This window comes from Microbacterium sp. AC035, assembly GCF_979258485.1.
The window spans coordinates 193,152-208,160 of sequence record NZ_OZ409858.1 but is presented as its reverse complement, the minus strand read 5'-3'; the positions used below and the strand labels follow the sequence as shown (position 1 = coordinate 208,160).

Genomic DNA, 15,009 nt, shown 5'->3' with positions numbered 1-15,009 from the left:
CGCCCCCATGGTAGTTGCGCCCGTGCCCGGCGTCTCGCGCCGTCATGCGTTCAGAGCACGGTCCCGACCCGGGATACTCTCGAACGGTGACCCCCGAACACGCCTTCCCCGAGCCCACTGACACCTCGGCCATCCGCATCATCGGCCGTTTCGAAGCGGGCCGTGGCATTCCGGATGCCATGCGCACCGACGTGAGAATGCTCGGCGCCCTTCTCGGCCAGGTTCTGCGCGAAGCAGGCGGAGACGACCTCTTCGAGGATGTCGAGCGCCTGCGACTGGCGACGATCCAGGCCTACGACGAGGAGACCTCCGACGCGTTCGACCGCGCCGCGGCGATCGCCGAGTCGTTCAGCATCGCGCGCGCCGACGAGGTGGCCAGGGCGTTCACCTGCTACTTCCACCTCGTGAATCTCGCCGAGGAGCACCAGCGCGTGCGGGTGCTGCGCGAGCGCGCCGGCCAGCCCGGCCGCGAGGATGCCGCAGACACGGTCGCCACGGCGTACGCGCGCCTGAAGACCGAGGTCGGCGACGACGAGGCTCGTCGTCGCCTCGAGGGCCTGCGCTTCCACCCGGTGTTCACCGCTCACCCGACAGAGGCGCGCCGCCGCGCCGTGTCGTCGAGCATCCGCCGTCTGTCCGAGCTGCTCACCCAGCACGACGCCGCGAGCGAGGGCGGGGCCGAGGAGCACCGTGCACGCCGCCGGATGCTGGAGGAGATCGACACCCTGTGGCGCACCGCTCCCCTGCGTGCCGAGAAGCCGTCACCGACCGACGAGGTGCGCACGGTCATGGGCGTCTTCGACGAGACGCTGTTCACCACTGTGCCGCACGTGTACCGGCGCATCGACGACGCCTTGCGTGGCGATGACTCCGGCTCCAGCGCACCGGTCGTCCCCGCCTTCGTGCGCATCGGCTCCTGGGTCGGCGGCGATCGCGACGGCAACCCGTTCGTGACGGCATCCGTGACACGGGAGGCGTCGCAGATCGCCTCGGACCACGTGCTGCGCGGTCTCGAGCGCGCGCTCGAGCGCATCGGCCGCACTCTCACGCTCAGCGCCGAGGACACGCCCCCGAGTGACGCCGTCTCGGCGCTCTGGGACTCGTTCGCCGCCGCCGAGCCGCGGGTCGCACACGAGCTGGCCGCCCGCTCGCCCGGCGAGCCCCACCGACGGGTGCTGCTCGCTCTGGCACATCGCGTCGCAGCCACGAGGCATGGCGACGAGCAGGGGTATGCCCGGCCGGAGGAGCTGCTCGAAGACCTCCGCGTGGTGCAGTCCTCGCTGTCGGATGCCGGTGCGAAGCGCCACGCCTTCGGCGGTGTGCAGCACCTGATCTGGCAGGTGGAGACGTATGGCTTCCACCTCACCGAGCTCGAGGTCCGTCAGCACTCGCAGGTGCATGCGAAGGCCCTCGCGGAGCTCGAGAGCGGCGAGGCGATCAGCGCCCAGACCGAAGAGGTGCTCGAGGTCTTCCGCGCGATCGCCGAGATCCAGCGGGACCGGGGCCTCCGCGCCGCCGGCCGCTACGTCGTGTCGTTCACGCAGGCGGCCTCCGACCTCGCGAACGTGCATCGGCTCGCCGCGCACGCGCTCGGCGACGACGCGCCCGTGCTCGACGTCGTGCCCCTGTTCGAGACGTTCGCCGACCTGCAGGCCGCCCCGGGCATCCTCGCGGAGGCCGTGACGTTCCCCGAGTTCCAGGCGCGCCTCGCGGCCACGGGCAACCGGCTCGAGGTCATGCTCGGATACTCGGATTCGTCGAAGGACGTCGGCCCGGTCGCGGCCAACCTCGCGCTGTACGAGGCTCAGGAGAAGATCGCGCAGTGGGCGCTGGAGTCCGACATCGAGCTGACCCTGTTCCACGGCCGTGGTGGCGCCCTCGGGCGCGGCGGCGGACCGGCCAACTCGGCGATCCTCGCGCAGCCGCCGCACTCGGTCGACGGTCGCTTCAAGCTCACCGAGCAGGGTGAGGTCATCTTCGCCCGTTATGGCGAGCCGGCCATCGCGATGCGCCACATCGACCAGGTCGCCGCGGCGACCCTGCTCGCATCCTCGCCGTCGGTCGAGAAGCACACGAGCGACGCGGCGGCGCGGTTCGCCGACATCGCCGCCGTCATGGACGCGTCCTCCCGCGAGCGGTTCTTCTCGCTCGTGAAGGCCGAGGGATTCGCCCCCTGGTTCGCCACGGTGACGCCTCTCGAGGAGATCGGCCTGCTCGCCCTGGGTTCGCGTCCTGCCAGGCGCGGACTGTCGGTGGAGTCGCTCGAAGACCTGCGCGCCATCCCGTGGGTGTTCGCCTGGACCCAGGCGCGCATCAACCTGGCCGGCTGGTTCGGCCTCGGAACGGCTCTCGCGGCGGTCGGCGACGAGGCGCGACTCATCGAGGCCTACCGCGACTGGCCGCTGCTGCGCACCATGATCGACAACGTGGCGATGAGCCTCGCGAAGACCGATGAGCGCATCGCCCGCCAGTACCTCGCACTCGGTGACCGCGACGATCTCGCGCAGCTCGTGCTGGACGAGCTCTCGCTCACCCGTGAATGGGTCATCCGCCTCACGGGCGGTGTCGGACTGCTCGAGAACAAGCCGATCCTGCAGCGCGCGGTGCAGCTGCGCACGCCATACGTCGACGCCCTGTCGCTGCTGCAGCTGCGTGCTCTGCGCGCGTTGCGCGACCCCGCGGAGGCGACCGGATCAGGTGCCGACGACGAGCAGAAGCGCCTGCTGCTGCTCTCGGTGAGCGGCGTCGCGGCCGGCCTGCAGAACACCGGGTGATCGACGCCCATCGCGCCTGAGCGAGTGCATGCCTGGGTGAAGATCCTCATATCGGCGTGCCCGCTAGAGTGAAAACTCCGCCCGATCCGGCGAACCCTCACGCGACACGATCGCACGCAGCACCATCCCCCGATCAGAAAGCTCTTTCGCGTGACCTCTTCGTCTTCCGCAGACTTCCACCCGCTCGCCGAGTCCGTGCAGCCCGTCTTCGACACGGTGCTCGTCCGCAGCCCGCACGAACCGGAGTTCCAGCAGGCCGTGCACGAGGTGCTGAACTCGATCGCGCCGGTGCTCGCGCGCAACCCGCAGTTCGTCGACGGAGGCATCCTCGACCGCCTGGTCGAGCCCGAGCGTCAGATCCTGTTCCGGGTGCCGTGGGTCGACGATGCCGGTCGTCTGCAGGTCAATCGCGGCTACCGCATCCAGTTCTCCTCTGTCCTCGGCCCGTACAAGGGCGGCCTGCGCTTCCACCCCTCGGTCAACCTGTCGATCATCAAGTTCCTCGGGTTCGAGCAGATCTTCAAGAACGCGCTCACGGGGCAGGGTATCGGCGGCGGCAAGGGCGGCTCCGACTTCGACCCGCACGGCCGTTCGGATGCCGAGATCATGCGCTTCTGCCAGTCGTTCATGAGCGAGCTCTACCGACACCTGGGCGAGCACACCGACGTCCCCGCGGGCGACATCGGGGTCGGCGGCCGCGAGATCGGCTACCTCTTCGGTCAGTACCGCAAGATCACCAACCGTCACGAGTCGGGCATGTTCACCGGCAAGGGCACCGGCTGGGGTGGCGCCGAGGTGCGCACCGAGGCCACCGGGTACGGGGCGGTGTTCTTCGCGCAGGAGATGCTCGGCGTGCACAACGACTCCCTTGACGGCAAGCGCGTCGGGGTCTCGGGCTCGGGCAACGTCGCGATCTATGCGATCCAGAAGGCATCGCAGCTCGGCGCGACCGCTGTCACGGCATCCGATTCGTCAGGCTACGTCGTCGACGACGCCGGGATCGACGTCGACCTGCTCCGCCAGATCAAGGAGGTCGAGCGCGCCCGCATCGTCGAGTACGCGAACCGTCGTCCGGGTGCCAGGTTCGTCGAGGGCGGCAGCGTCTGGGAGGTTCCCGTCGACATCGCAGTGCCCTCCGCGACGCAGAACGAGCTCGATCTCGACGCCGCCGAGGCCCTCATCGCAAACGGCGTGCGCGCCGTGTCGGAGGGCGCGAACATGCCCTGCGTCCCCGCAGCCGTCGAAGCGTTCCAGGGCGCCGGTGTGCTGTTCGCGCCCGGCAAGGCCGCGAACGCCGGTGGCGTCGCGACCTCTGCGCTGGAGATGAGCCAGAACGCCTCGCGCCAGCGGTGGAGCTTCGATGCGAGCGAGAACAAGCTGCGCGAGATCATGGCGGACATCCACAGCGCCGCATTCGATGCCGCGGAGCGCTACGACGTCGCAGGCGACTACGTCGCCGGAGCGAACATCGCCGGCTTCGAGCGCGTCGCCGGCGCGATGCTCGCGCAGGGCGTCATCTGACCCACTCGCGCCCCGCGCACGTGCGAAGAGCCGCCTCCCTCACGGGTGGCGGCTCTTCTGCATCCCGGGTCGTCAGCTCTCGTCGACCGGCACCTTCACGACCTTGTTGAATCCGGTCACCGGCTGGTTCTCGTCGAACGCGACGACCTTCTTGCGGAAGCCCCTCGTGATCACGGCCAGGTAGATCAGGCCGAGAGCGGTCCAGATCAGACCCCCGGTGAGCGCGTCCGCGTGCAGGTTGACCCACAGCAGCCCGGTGAGCAGCATGCCGATCCCGGGCATCACGATGTACGAGAAGATGTCGCGCGGTGTGTGGCGACGGCCCTTGCGGATCGCGAACCATGCGATCACGGAGATGTTGACGAAGGTGAACGCGATGAGCGCGCCGTAGTTGATCCATGCGGCGATCAGTTCGAGTGTGAACGGGATCGCCAGCAGCGAGATCGCGCCCACCAGCACGATGTTGAACGTCGGCGTGTGGGTGCGGGGGTTGATATAGCCGAACGCCTTCTGCGGCAGCACGTTGTTGCGGCCCATCACGAGCAGCATGCGTGACACCGACGCATGCGAGGCGAGCCCCGATGCCAGGGTCGCGCAGAAGCCCGCCGCCGTCAGCACGGCCATGAGCACGTTGCCGCCCACGAGGTTTCCGATGATCGGCAGCGTGGAGTCCTCGACGTACTGCATGTCGCCGCCGGGGGCGAACTCGTTCCAATCGGGGAATCGCAGCTGTGTCACATACGCGGCCACGAGGAAGATCGCCCCGCCGAGCAGCACGGTGAGGAGGATCGCCTTCGGCATCGTCTTCGGGTCCTTCGCCTCCTCGGCGTACATGGTCACCGCGTCGAAGCCGATGAACGAGAAGCAGACGATCGTCGCGCCCATGAGCACGGCGCCGATGGTCGCACCGTCGTGGATGAACGGGGCTGCGGAAGCGATCGTCGCCGCGCCCTCACCGCGCATCAGCTGCGCGACGACCATGACCACGAAGACGACCATGACCACGATCGAGAACACCAGCAGGATCATGTTCATGTTCGAGGTGCCGCGCATCGTCATGTAGATGATGCTCGTGACGAGGATGCAGTAGAGCACGACCCAGATCCAGCCGGGGATGTCGGGGAACAGCGCCTCGAGGTAGCTGCGGATGATGAGGCAGTTGACCATCGGAAGAAGCACATAGTCGATGAGCGAGGTCCAGCCGACCATGAAGCCGAGGTTCGGATGGATCGATTCGCGCACGTACGTGTAGGCGGAGCCGGCGCTCGGGATGGCTCGGGAGATCTTGCCGTAGCTGATCGCGGTGAAGACCATCACGACGAGGGCGACGAGGTAGGCGGCGGGGACGACGTTGTCGGTGTCACGAGCCACCATCCCGAACGTGTCGAACACGACGGTCGGCGTCATGTAGCCGAGACCTAGACCGACGATCGCCCAGAGACCGAGGTTGCGGCGCAGTGTTCCGCCGCCCTGCGCGAGCGGTTTCGTCTTGATGGGCGTGGCCATGAGTACTCCTTCGGGAACAGCGCATGGGCCGGACTTCGGGCGGTCCGACACTGACGCTCAGTATGTACCCGGGATATTCATCAGCGGAAGAGCAGATCTGATTCGAAATACGCATTTAACATGCCGAGAACCGACTCGATTCGAAGACTCTCCTCCGGTCACCATCCGTCCGTGAGCACACGGTCGAGCATCGCGACGACGTGGTCGGCGCTCTCCGGCGTCAGGCAGAGCGGCGGCTTGATCTTCAGCACGTTCGAGCGTTCCGAGGTGGTGAGCACGATCACGCCGAGCTCCCGCATCCGCTCGCAGATCGCCGCCGCCTCGGCATCCGCCGGCTCCATCGTCTCGCGATCGCGCACGAGCTCGACGCCGAGATAGAGGCCCTGACCATGCACAGGACCGACGATCGGATGCCGCTGCGCCAGCGCTCGAAGCGCGCCTGCCAGATGCCGACCGACCTCGAGCGCGTTTCGCTGCAGGTCGTCCTCGACCATCGCATCGAGGACGGCGAGACCGACGCTGCTGCTGAGAGTGCTGCCACCGGCTGAGGAGAAGAACTGGCCCTGGCTGCTGAGCGCGTCGGCGATCCGCTTCGAGGTGATCACGCCCCCGATGGGGAAGCCGTTGCCCATCGGCTTCGCGATCGTGACGATGTCGGGAACCACGCCGGACTGCTCGAATCCCCAGAAGGTAGACCCCATGCGGCCGAAGCCCACCTGCACCTCGTCGGCGATGGCGAGACCGCCACGCGCTCGCACGAGTTCGTAGGCTCCCGCCAGATAGCCGTCGGGCAGGAGCACTCCCCCGGCGTTTCCGAGCACGGACTCGCACAGGAACGCCGCCGGCTCTCTGCCGTCTGCGGCGAGACGGTCGAGGTCCGCCGCGAGATCGGCGAGGTACCGGTCGGCCGTGTTCCGGCCGCGATATGTGCCGCGGAAGGGATTGGGCACGTCGGCGACATGCACCCAATCCGGTCTCGTCGCGAGAGCATGCGGATTGTCGTAGGCGCTGGTCGTCACGGCATCGCTCGCCATCGTCCAGCCGTGATACGCCTCTCGAAGCGCCACCACCGTGCGTCGCCCGGTGGCCGCCTGGGCGAGACGGATGCCGAGGTCGACCGCCTCCGAGCCGCTGTTCACGAGCAGCACGGTGTCGAGGCCGCTCCCCTCGGGCATCAGCGCGATCAGCCTCTCGCTGTACTCCGCGAGGCCGCGGAACAGGAACCTCGAATTGGTGGCGAGCGTCTTCAGCTGCCGATTCGCCGCCGCCGCGACCTCGGGGTGGCCGTGTCCGAGCCCCGCGACGTTGTTCACCATGTCGATGTAGCTGCGACCGGTCGTGTCGACGAGGTGGTGCCGCCAGCCTCGCTCGATCTGCGGCGGGTGCTCGTAGTAGCGCTCCTGTGCGGCCGCGAAGATGCGCTCCCTTCGCGTGAGCTCCTGCCCGGCCTCGTCCCGCTGCGCGTAGGAGGGGAGCCCGAGCAGCCCCGCCGGATCTGCCGTGAAGCGGCGCCATGCCTCGACACGATCGGGGGCGACGAGGTGCGCGGCAGCAGGCGCATCGGAGCGCAGCGCCGGGAGCGTCGGAGCATCCGCCCGCCTGAGCCCGACGATGATCGTCCTGTTCTCGAAGGATGCGGCGAGCCTGCCGATGCTCTCGCCCCGCTCGACTCGTCCGCTGCGGTTCGGCTCGAGGTCGGCGCCTCGGATCTCGAGTGCCCACCCCGTGTCGAGCGCGACGCGCACCGCACCCTCGGTGATCTTCAGCTCGCCCTCTGCCGGCGCGATCATGCGAGAGGACGGCCCGGGGGCGACGTGCACCTCGGTCTCGATCGGCCACGTGGCGGCGGCACTCGCGGTGTCGATCGTCGTGCGAGTGAGCCGGAACACACCGTAGGGCACGACGGCGGCACGAGCACCCTGCGCATGCGCTTCCGCGATGAGGAGCGCTTCGGCGTCGGAACGCAACCATCTTCCGGCGTCCAGCCCCTCGGCCTCGATGCCGGGGTCGATCACGGCCACGCGACCATCGAGATCCGGAAGAAGAGTCGACAGCTCGGGGCGCGTGCGGTCGGCCGCGTCGACCAGCGGCGCATCGGGCACAGTCGTCTCCGGCGCAGTCGCGTCGGGCGCGGTCGTCTCCGGCTCCCCTGATTCGGGCTCTTCAGCCTCCGGAGTCTCGGGTCGCCCGGTCTCAAGCTCCTCGACTCCGGGTTCAGGCGCCGCGCGAGGCGGCGCAGCCCCCTCCGGCGATTCGAACTCGGGCGCCTCGAACCCGAGCCGAGCGAGCACCAGCTCGGTCGCCTCGGGAAGCCGTACGGCGGTCGCGGCGTCGAAGATCGCCTGCTCGCCGGCGATCCTCTGGCGGGCGTAGTCGTTGTCCCCGTCGATCGCGAGCTGTCGCCAGCCGCTGGCGACGAGAAGAGCTGCTCTCAGCACGACGAGGGACCACACCGCGACCGCCTCGTCGCGAGTGAGCGGGGCATCGGCGTGGAACGCCGCGACGGTGTCGAGTGCCCGAAGCGGGCGCTCGGGCTCGTGGTGCAGCATCGACGAGACGCATACCGCGAGTTCGGCGACCCGCCATCCGAGCCCCAGGTCTCCCAGGTCGAGCACCGTGTGAGGGTGCAGTCGGGAATCGGCGCCGCGCACCCCGGTGACGTTGTCGTCGGTGAGGTCGCCGTGGATCGGCTGCACCGGCAGCGCAGCGGCGACGGACGACAGAGCCGTGTGCGCCTCGTCCGCCGCCGTGCGAACGCGCGAGCGCAGCTCGGCATCCGTGATGGCCGGGGCGAGGCCGATGATCTGCTCGTACGCGACGCGCATGTCCCACATCTGGTCGCGGTCGAGCCCCGGGTGCGCGAGACCGGCGAGCGCGTTCACGGATGCCGATGCCAAGGCGCCGAACTCGGCGAGGACGATCGGGGCGAGATACCCCGCATCGACCAGCGGCTCGCCCTCGGCGAACTCGCTGCGCCGCACCGCGAAGCCCCGCCAGCGCTGTGTGAGCTGCCCGTCGCGTCCTGGAATCACCGAGGGAACAGGCACGCCCGCCGACCGATACGCGTCGAGAGCTGCGTGCTGCGCGGATCGTGCGTCATCACCGAAGACCGGGTTGTCGACGCGCAGGATGCTGCGGGACCCGTCGGGTTCGAGCAGCACGAAGTTGCGGTCCTGATTGCTGCCGAGCTCGCTGGCCACCGCCTCGACTCCGTAGCATTCGCGGGCGATCAGCACGGCGTCGTCCGTGCTGATGTCCGGTCGGACGAGCCCTGTGCCGTCGCTCACCCTCGACCCGCCGCGCGGCCGTCGGCGTCGAGACGCACATCGTCGGCGTGCCGGGCCAGCGAGCTGCCGTAGCGCTCGGTCAGCTGCACCATCAGATCGGGGGTGTCGCGGTCCACTCCGAACACGTGACCGGGGAAGTCCAGTTCGGGCTGAGCCGCTGCGATCTCGGCCTCCCGGTCGGGCGAGAGCAACTGCACCGGATCACCCACCGCGACCCAGCCGATCGGCACGACCGTGCCCGACGGCAGCACCGCCCGGCGGTGCACGATGGCGTTCACGCGGACCTCGCATCTGTCGCCCACCAGTGCTCCGTTGAAGATCCGTGCGCCGGACGCGAGGAAGACCTCTTCGCCGACGGTCGCCCCGGCGATGCTCGCGAGGGTTCCCACGAGCGTGTGCGAACCGATGTGCACGGCATTCGCAGCCGTGGCCCTGATGAGCGCGTTCTCCATCACGATGACATGCTCGCCGATGCTGATCGGACCTCCCTCGGCGGTGATCACAGCGCCGTGCAGCACTTGGCAGTCTGGACCGATCGTCACGTCTCCGGAGATCACGGCGGTGGGAGCGACGACGGCGGTGTCATGGATCCGGGGCCGAGCCCCGAGGTGCTCGTACAACATGACGCCAGCGTAGCGCCGCCGCGCACGGGTCGAGAAGGCTGACCGGGCCTCCTGCTACGCTGACGCCCATGAAGTGCAGCTGACTCGATCCCTCCCCCGCCTCGGACCGCCATTCGGCGTGCCCGCGGCTTCTTCGATCGAAAGGCTCACTGCCATGCACTCCCCCGACCTTCCCCTTTTCGGACGCACCGCGCTGGTGACCGGCGTCTCGCGCAGACGCGGCATCGGATTCGCCACCGCGACGACGCTGGCCTCCCTCGGTGCGAACGTGTTCTTCCACCACTTCCGCCCCCATGATCTCGACCACCCCTGGGGCGGGGACGATCTCGACGCGGTGCGCGCGGGCATCCGCGACTCTCTCGCGTCCGGGGCTGTGATGGGCGACGCGCAGGCTGATCTTCGCGACCCCGACAGCATCGAATCGCTGCTCGACGCGGCATCGTCCCTCTCCGGCCGTCTCGACATCGTCGTATGCAACCAGGCGATGAGCGGCGGCGACGGCACGATCTTCGACATGACCGCCGACCGACTGGATGCGCATTGGCAGGCCAACGCCCGCGCCTCGCTGCTGCTCACCGCCGGGCTCGCGCGTCGGGTCCGCCATGGGCTCGGCGGACCCGAGTCACCGGTCGCGCGCCCCGGCGACAGCATTCCGACGCTCGGCCCCTTCGAGAAGCCGACCGCCCACGTCGTCTGGATGACCTCCGGTCAGGGGCACGGAGCCATGCGCGGCGAGATCTCGTACGCGACGAGCAAGGCCGCGTTGGCGGGGATCACACGCTCGACAGCCGCCGAGCTGCTCGACGTCGGGATCGTGCTGAACACCGTCAATCCCGGCCCGGTGAACACGGGCTACCTCGACGCCGACACGACGGATCGCGATCTGTCCGGCGTCGACGAGTGGATCGCCGGCACCCCGTTCGGACGTGTCGGCCGACCGGACGACCCGGCCCGCCTGATCGGGTGGCTGTGCACGGATGCGGGCTCGTGGGTGGTCGGTCAGGTGCTGACCACCGACGGCGGCTTCTCGCTGTAGTCGGTTCCCGTCACTCGACCTTCGCGGGCTCCGGGAAGATGGCTGTGAACAGCTGCTCGACCCATTCGAGCAGCTGGGCATCGGGAAGCGGCTCGAGGCCGACACCCACCGCGGCCGGGATCGTCGGCATCGGCACCACGAGCGCCTCTCCCCCGGAGACCAGCTTCGCCTTCGGATAGAGCCGCTGCAGGCGCACCTTGATCGAGTCCTCGAGCCGCGCCGGCGCGATGCGCAGATTCGACCCCATCACCACGACGTCGGCGAGTCCGGCCTTGGCGGCCCGACGACGCAGACGAGCGACGGCGATGAGTCCCGTGACCTCGTCGGGCGGGGTGCCGTAGCGGTCGGTGAGCTCGTCGATCACGAGATCGATCGCGTCGTCCTTCGCGGTGGCCGTCGAGGCGGCCGAGAGCTTCTGGTACGCCTCGAGACGAAGTCGCTCGCTGTCGATGTAGTACTCGGGGATGCGCGCGTCCAGCGGCAGCTCGAGGCGCAGCTCCTGACCCGACTCGACGTCTTCGCCTCGGAACGTCGCGACCGCCTCGCCGATCATCCGAAGGTAGAGGTCGAATCCGACGCCCGCGATGTGGCCGGCCTGCTCGCCGCCGAGCAGGTTGCCGGCGCCTCGCAGTTCGAGGTCCTTGAGCGCGACCTGCATTCCGGATCCGAGGTCGTTGTTCACTGCGATCGTCTGCAGGCGGTCTGCGGCCGTCTCGCTGAGCGGCTTCATCTCGTCGTAGAGGAAGTACGCATAGGCGCGCTCACGACCACGGCCGACGCGGCCGCGCAGCTGATGCAGCTGACTCAGACCGTACTTGTCGGCCCGGTCGATGATGATCGTGTTGGCATTCGCGATGTCGAGGCCCGTCTCGATGATCGTGGTCGAGACGAGCACATCGAACTTGCGCTCCCAGAAGTCGTCGACGACCTGCTCGAGCGCGTGCTCGCCCATCTGACCGTGCGCCACGGCGATGCGCGCTTCGGGCACGAGCTCGGCGAGCTGGGCGGCGACGCGCTGGATTGACTGCACGCGGTTGTGCACGAAGAACACCTGGCCCTCGCGCAGGATCTCTCGTCGGATCGCCGCCGCCATCTGCTTGTCACTGCGGGGACCCACGAACGAGAGGATCGGATGCCGGTCCTCCGGCGGCGTCGCGAGAGTCGACATCTCGCGAATGCCCGTGACAGCCATCTCGAGCGTGCGCGGGATCGGGGTCGCGCTCATCGCGAGGATGTCGACGTTGGTCTTCATCTTCTTGAGCGTGTCCTTGTGCTCGACGCCGAAGCGCTGCTCCTCGTCGATGATCATCAGGCCGAGATCCTTGAACATGACCTGGTCGGTGAGGATGCGGTGCGTGCCGATCACCATGTCGACGGTGCCGTCGAGCAGACCGTCGAGAGTGAGACGCGCCTCCTTGTCGGACTGGAACCGCGACAGCGGGCGCACCTTGACGGGGAATCCGGCGAATCGCTCGGTGAACGTCTCGAGATGCTGCTTCACGAGGAGCGTGGTCGGCACGAGCATCGCGACCTGCTTGCCGTCCTGGATCGCCTTGAACGCCGCGCGGACCGCGACCTCGGTCTTGCCGAAGCCGACGTCGCCCGAGAGCAGCCTGTCCATCGGGATCGGTCGCTCCATGTCGGCCTTGATCTCGTCGATGGTCTGCAGCTGATCGAGGGTCTCGGCGAACGGGAACGCCTCCTCGAGCTCGCGCTGCCAGGGGGTGTCGGGCCCGAAGGCGTGACCCTTCGCGCTCATGCGCGCCGAGTACAGCTTGACGAGCTCGACGGCGATGTCGCGCACGGCTTTGCGAGCCTTGCCCTTCGCCTGCGACCAGTCGCTGCCGCCCATCTTCGAGAGGGTCGGCCCCTCACCGCCGACGTACTTCGAGAGCAGGTCGAGCTGATCTGTGGGCACATAGAGCTTGTCGCCCGGGTATCCGCGCTTCGACGGCGCGTATTCGAGCACCAGGTAGTCACGCACCGATTTCGTCGCGTTGCGCCCGCCGGTCGAGACCTCGCGCTGGGTCATCTCGACGAAGCGGCCGATGCCGTGGGTGTTGTGCACGACGAAGTCGCCCTGCTTGAGCTGCAGCGGATCGACGACGTTCTTCCGACGGGAGGCGAGCTTCTTGACGACGCGCTGGTCACCGCCGATCGTGCGGCCGTAGAACTCGTTGTCGGTGAGAACGGCGAGCTTGGCCTCGGGGATCTGGAATCCGGCCTCGACCGAGCCGGTGACGAGCGTCGCGACGCCCGTGTCGGGTGCGTCGATGAGCTCGGACACTATGCGGGCGGCGATCCCCCGGTCGGAGAGCACATCGCGGGCGCGGTCGACGAGGCCCGCTCCGGCGGCGATCACGACGATCCGCCAGCCGTCGGCGACCTTCGCCTCGACGAACGAGATCGCGCCGTCGACGTTGCCGTGGAACGAGGGGATGACCGAAGCGTCGATGGTCTCGGCGTCCTCGCCGCCCATCGAGAACGGGCTCAGGCGCCACCAGACGCCGCCGCGGTCACGGACGACCTCGCGCAGCCGGGCGATCGTGAGGAAGTCGCCGGCGCCGAGATCGATGGGCGCCGACGCACCCGAGGTCGCCGCGCTCCAGGCCGCGTCGAGGAACTCGCGGTTGGTCTCGCCCAGCGTGATCGCCCGAGCACTCGACCTCTCGGGGTCGACGACGGCGGTCGCGCTGCCCTCGGGCAGATACTCGGCGAGTGACTTGAGCGGCCCGGAGACCGCCGGAAGAAGGGACTCCATGCCTTCGACCGGGATGCCCTCCGCCATCTTCTCGAGCATGCCCGCGATCGCCGGGAACCCGCCGATCAGCGCTCGCGCGCGATCGCGTACGTCGGGAGTCAGCAGCAGCTCGCGGCTCGGAGGCAGATCGACGCCGTCGACATCGCCGGGGAGGGAGCGCTGATCGGCGACCGAGAACGCGCGGATCTGGTCGATCTCGTCGCCGAAGAACTCGACGCGGAACGGATGCTCCGAGATCGCAGGGAAGACGTCGAGGATGCCGCCGCGCACGGCGAACTCGCCACGGCGCGACACCATGTCGACACGCGAGTAGGCGCGCTCGACCAGCTGCTCGACGACGTGGTCGAGCTCGTGCCCTCTGCTGGCGGTACGCAGCTCGAGCGGCGCGATCTCGCCGAGGTTGCCCGCGATCGGCTGGAGTGCGGCTCGCACCGAGGCGACCACGACGAGGGGATGATCGCCCGACCACTCCGCGATGCGACGCAGGGTCTGCAGTCTCTGGCCCACGGTGTCAGGGCTCGGGCTGAGGCGCTCGTGCGGGAGCGTCTCCCACGCGGGGAATGTCACGACCTCGGCATCGGGGATGTACGCGGCGAGCGCCGCGGCGAGGCTCTCGGCGCGTCTGCCCGTCGGCACGACAGTCAGGAGCGCGGCCGGATGCCCGGCTGCCCGGCGCTTGTCGAGCAGACCGGCGAGGGCCGGAGCGTCGAGGCCGTCGACGAGGCCGAGGTCGGCATCGGTCTGGGCCCACGTCAGGGCGTCACGAAAAAGAGATGCCTCTTCCAAGGCGCGCAGAATCCCCGGCACAGTCACCGGACAAGCCTAGCCGCGGCCACCGACACCGGCATCGGGATCGCCACGGACACGCGCTGCGGGAGCCGTAGGATGCCGGGATGGAACCGGTCACCCTCACCACCGAGCGCCTCGTCCTGCACGTGCCGGACGAGTCGGACGTCGATGCGATCACCGCGGCCTGTCAGGACCCGGAGATCCCTCGGTGGACCACGGTGCCGAGCCCCTACACGCGTGAGCACGGCGAAGGCTACGTGCGCCTGATCCGCGAATGGTGGGCCGACGGGAGCCAGACGATCTGGTGCGCCTACCGCGAGGGCGAACTGGTCGCGTCGATCGGGCTGCATGACATCACCGAGCACCGCACCGGCGGGCACGCGGAGATCGGATACTGGGTCACCGAATCAGCACGCGGCAACGGCTACCTCGTCGAGGCGGCTCGCGCCGTCGTCGACTGGGGGTTCGAGGAGCTCGGTCTGGCTCGGCTGGGCTGGCGCGCGGTGGCCGGCAACGTCCCGTCGGCCCGTGCCGCTCGCGCGTTGGGTTTCCGCTATGAGGGGCTGGGGCGCCAGGCGCTCACCAGCGACCGCGGTCGCGACGACGGATGGTTCGGCGGGCTCCTCCCGACCGATGACGGTGCGCCGGTGGACTGGCCGATCCTCCAGGGAGCCGCCCTAGCCGCGTGTCCGACGTCGGTGGCAGGATGAGC

At 68.9% G+C, this 15,009-nt stretch carries 8 protein-coding genes; 4 read left to right on the top strand and 4 right to left on the bottom strand.

The genetic code is table 11. The features are described from left to right. Positions 1-86: 86 nt before the first annotated feature. The gene (locus ACZ0AA_RS00900) at positions 87-2,774 is read left to right on the top strand and encodes a phosphoenolpyruvate carboxylase (protein ID WP_400861513.1); all 2,688 of its coding nucleotides are present in this window, start codon (positions 87-89) and stop codon (positions 2,772-2,774) included. A 150-nt stretch (positions 2,775-2,924) separates the two neighbouring features. After that, on the top strand, positions 2,925-4,295 hold the full coding sequence (gdhA, locus tag ACZ0AA_RS00895) for an NADP-specific glutamate dehydrogenase (protein WP_400861515.1): 1,371 nt from the start codon (positions 2,925-2,927) through the stop codon (positions 4,293-4,295). A gap of 72 nt (positions 4,296-4,367) precedes the next feature. On the opposite strand, the gene ACZ0AA_RS00890 is transcribed toward gdhA, so the two are convergent. The 3 genes from ACZ0AA_RS00890 to ACZ0AA_RS00880 form a co-directional block, all read right to left on the bottom strand. Further along, positions 4,368-5,801: an APC family permease gene (locus tag ACZ0AA_RS00890; RefSeq protein ID WP_463511892.1), complete on the bottom strand. Its 1,434-nt coding sequence runs from the start codon at positions 5,799-5,801 to the stop codon at positions 4,368-4,370. Between the two features lie 158 nt (positions 5,802-5,959). Further along, the gene (locus tag ACZ0AA_RS00885) at positions 5,960-9,088 is read right to left on the bottom strand and encodes an aminotransferase class III-fold pyridoxal phosphate-dependent enzyme (RefSeq protein ID WP_463511891.1); all 3,129 of its coding nucleotides are present in this window, start codon (positions 9,086-9,088) and stop codon (positions 5,960-5,962) included. Continuing rightward, complete coding sequence (locus tag ACZ0AA_RS00880; protein WP_400861522.1) at positions 9,085-9,711, bottom strand: gamma carbonic anhydrase family protein; 627 nt, start codon at positions 9,709-9,711, stop codon at positions 9,085-9,087. The genes ACZ0AA_RS00885 and ACZ0AA_RS00880 overlap by 4 nt, the downstream gene beginning before the upstream one ends. Positions 9,712-9,865: 154 nt before the next feature. Here ACZ0AA_RS00880 and ACZ0AA_RS00875 point away from each other — a divergent pair, with 154 nt between their 5' ends. Then, positions 9,866-10,747 (top strand): SDR family oxidoreductase, encoded by an 882-nt coding sequence (locus tag ACZ0AA_RS00875; RefSeq protein ID WP_463511890.1) that lies wholly within the window; start codon positions 9,866-9,868, stop codon positions 10,745-10,747. Between the two features lie 10 nt (positions 10,748-10,757). Here ACZ0AA_RS00875 and mfd read toward each other — a convergent pair whose 3' ends face one another. After that, positions 10,758-14,321 (bottom strand): transcription-repair coupling factor, encoded by a 3,564-nt coding sequence (gene mfd / locus ACZ0AA_RS00870; protein WP_400861528.1) that lies wholly within the window; start codon positions 14,319-14,321, stop codon positions 10,758-10,760. A gap of 80 nt (positions 14,322-14,401) precedes the next feature. Here mfd and ACZ0AA_RS00865 point away from each other — a divergent pair, with 80 nt between their 5' ends. Continuing rightward, on the top strand, positions 14,402-15,007 hold the full coding sequence (locus ACZ0AA_RS00865; protein ID WP_463511889.1) for a GNAT family N-acetyltransferase: 606 nt from the start codon (positions 14,402-14,404) through the stop codon (positions 15,005-15,007). The last annotated feature ends 2 nt before the right edge of the window (positions 15,008-15,009 follow it).

Coding starts and splice junctions, on each gene's coding strand:
- ACZ0AA_RS00865 (WP_463511889.1), top strand. CDS start 14,402: ATGGAACCGGTCACCCTCACCACCGAGCGCCTCGTCCTGCACGTGCCG.
- ACZ0AA_RS00880 (WP_400861522.1), bottom strand. CDS start 9,711: ATGTTGTACGAGCACCTCGGGGCTCGGCCCCGGATCCATGACACCGCC.
- ACZ0AA_RS00875 (WP_463511890.1), top strand. CDS start 9,866: ATGCACTCCCCCGACCTTCCCCTTTTCGGACGCACCGCGCTGGTGACC.
- ACZ0AA_RS00890 (WP_463511892.1), bottom strand. CDS start 5,801: ATGGCCACGCCCATCAAGACGAAACCGCTCGCGCAGGGCGGCGGAACA.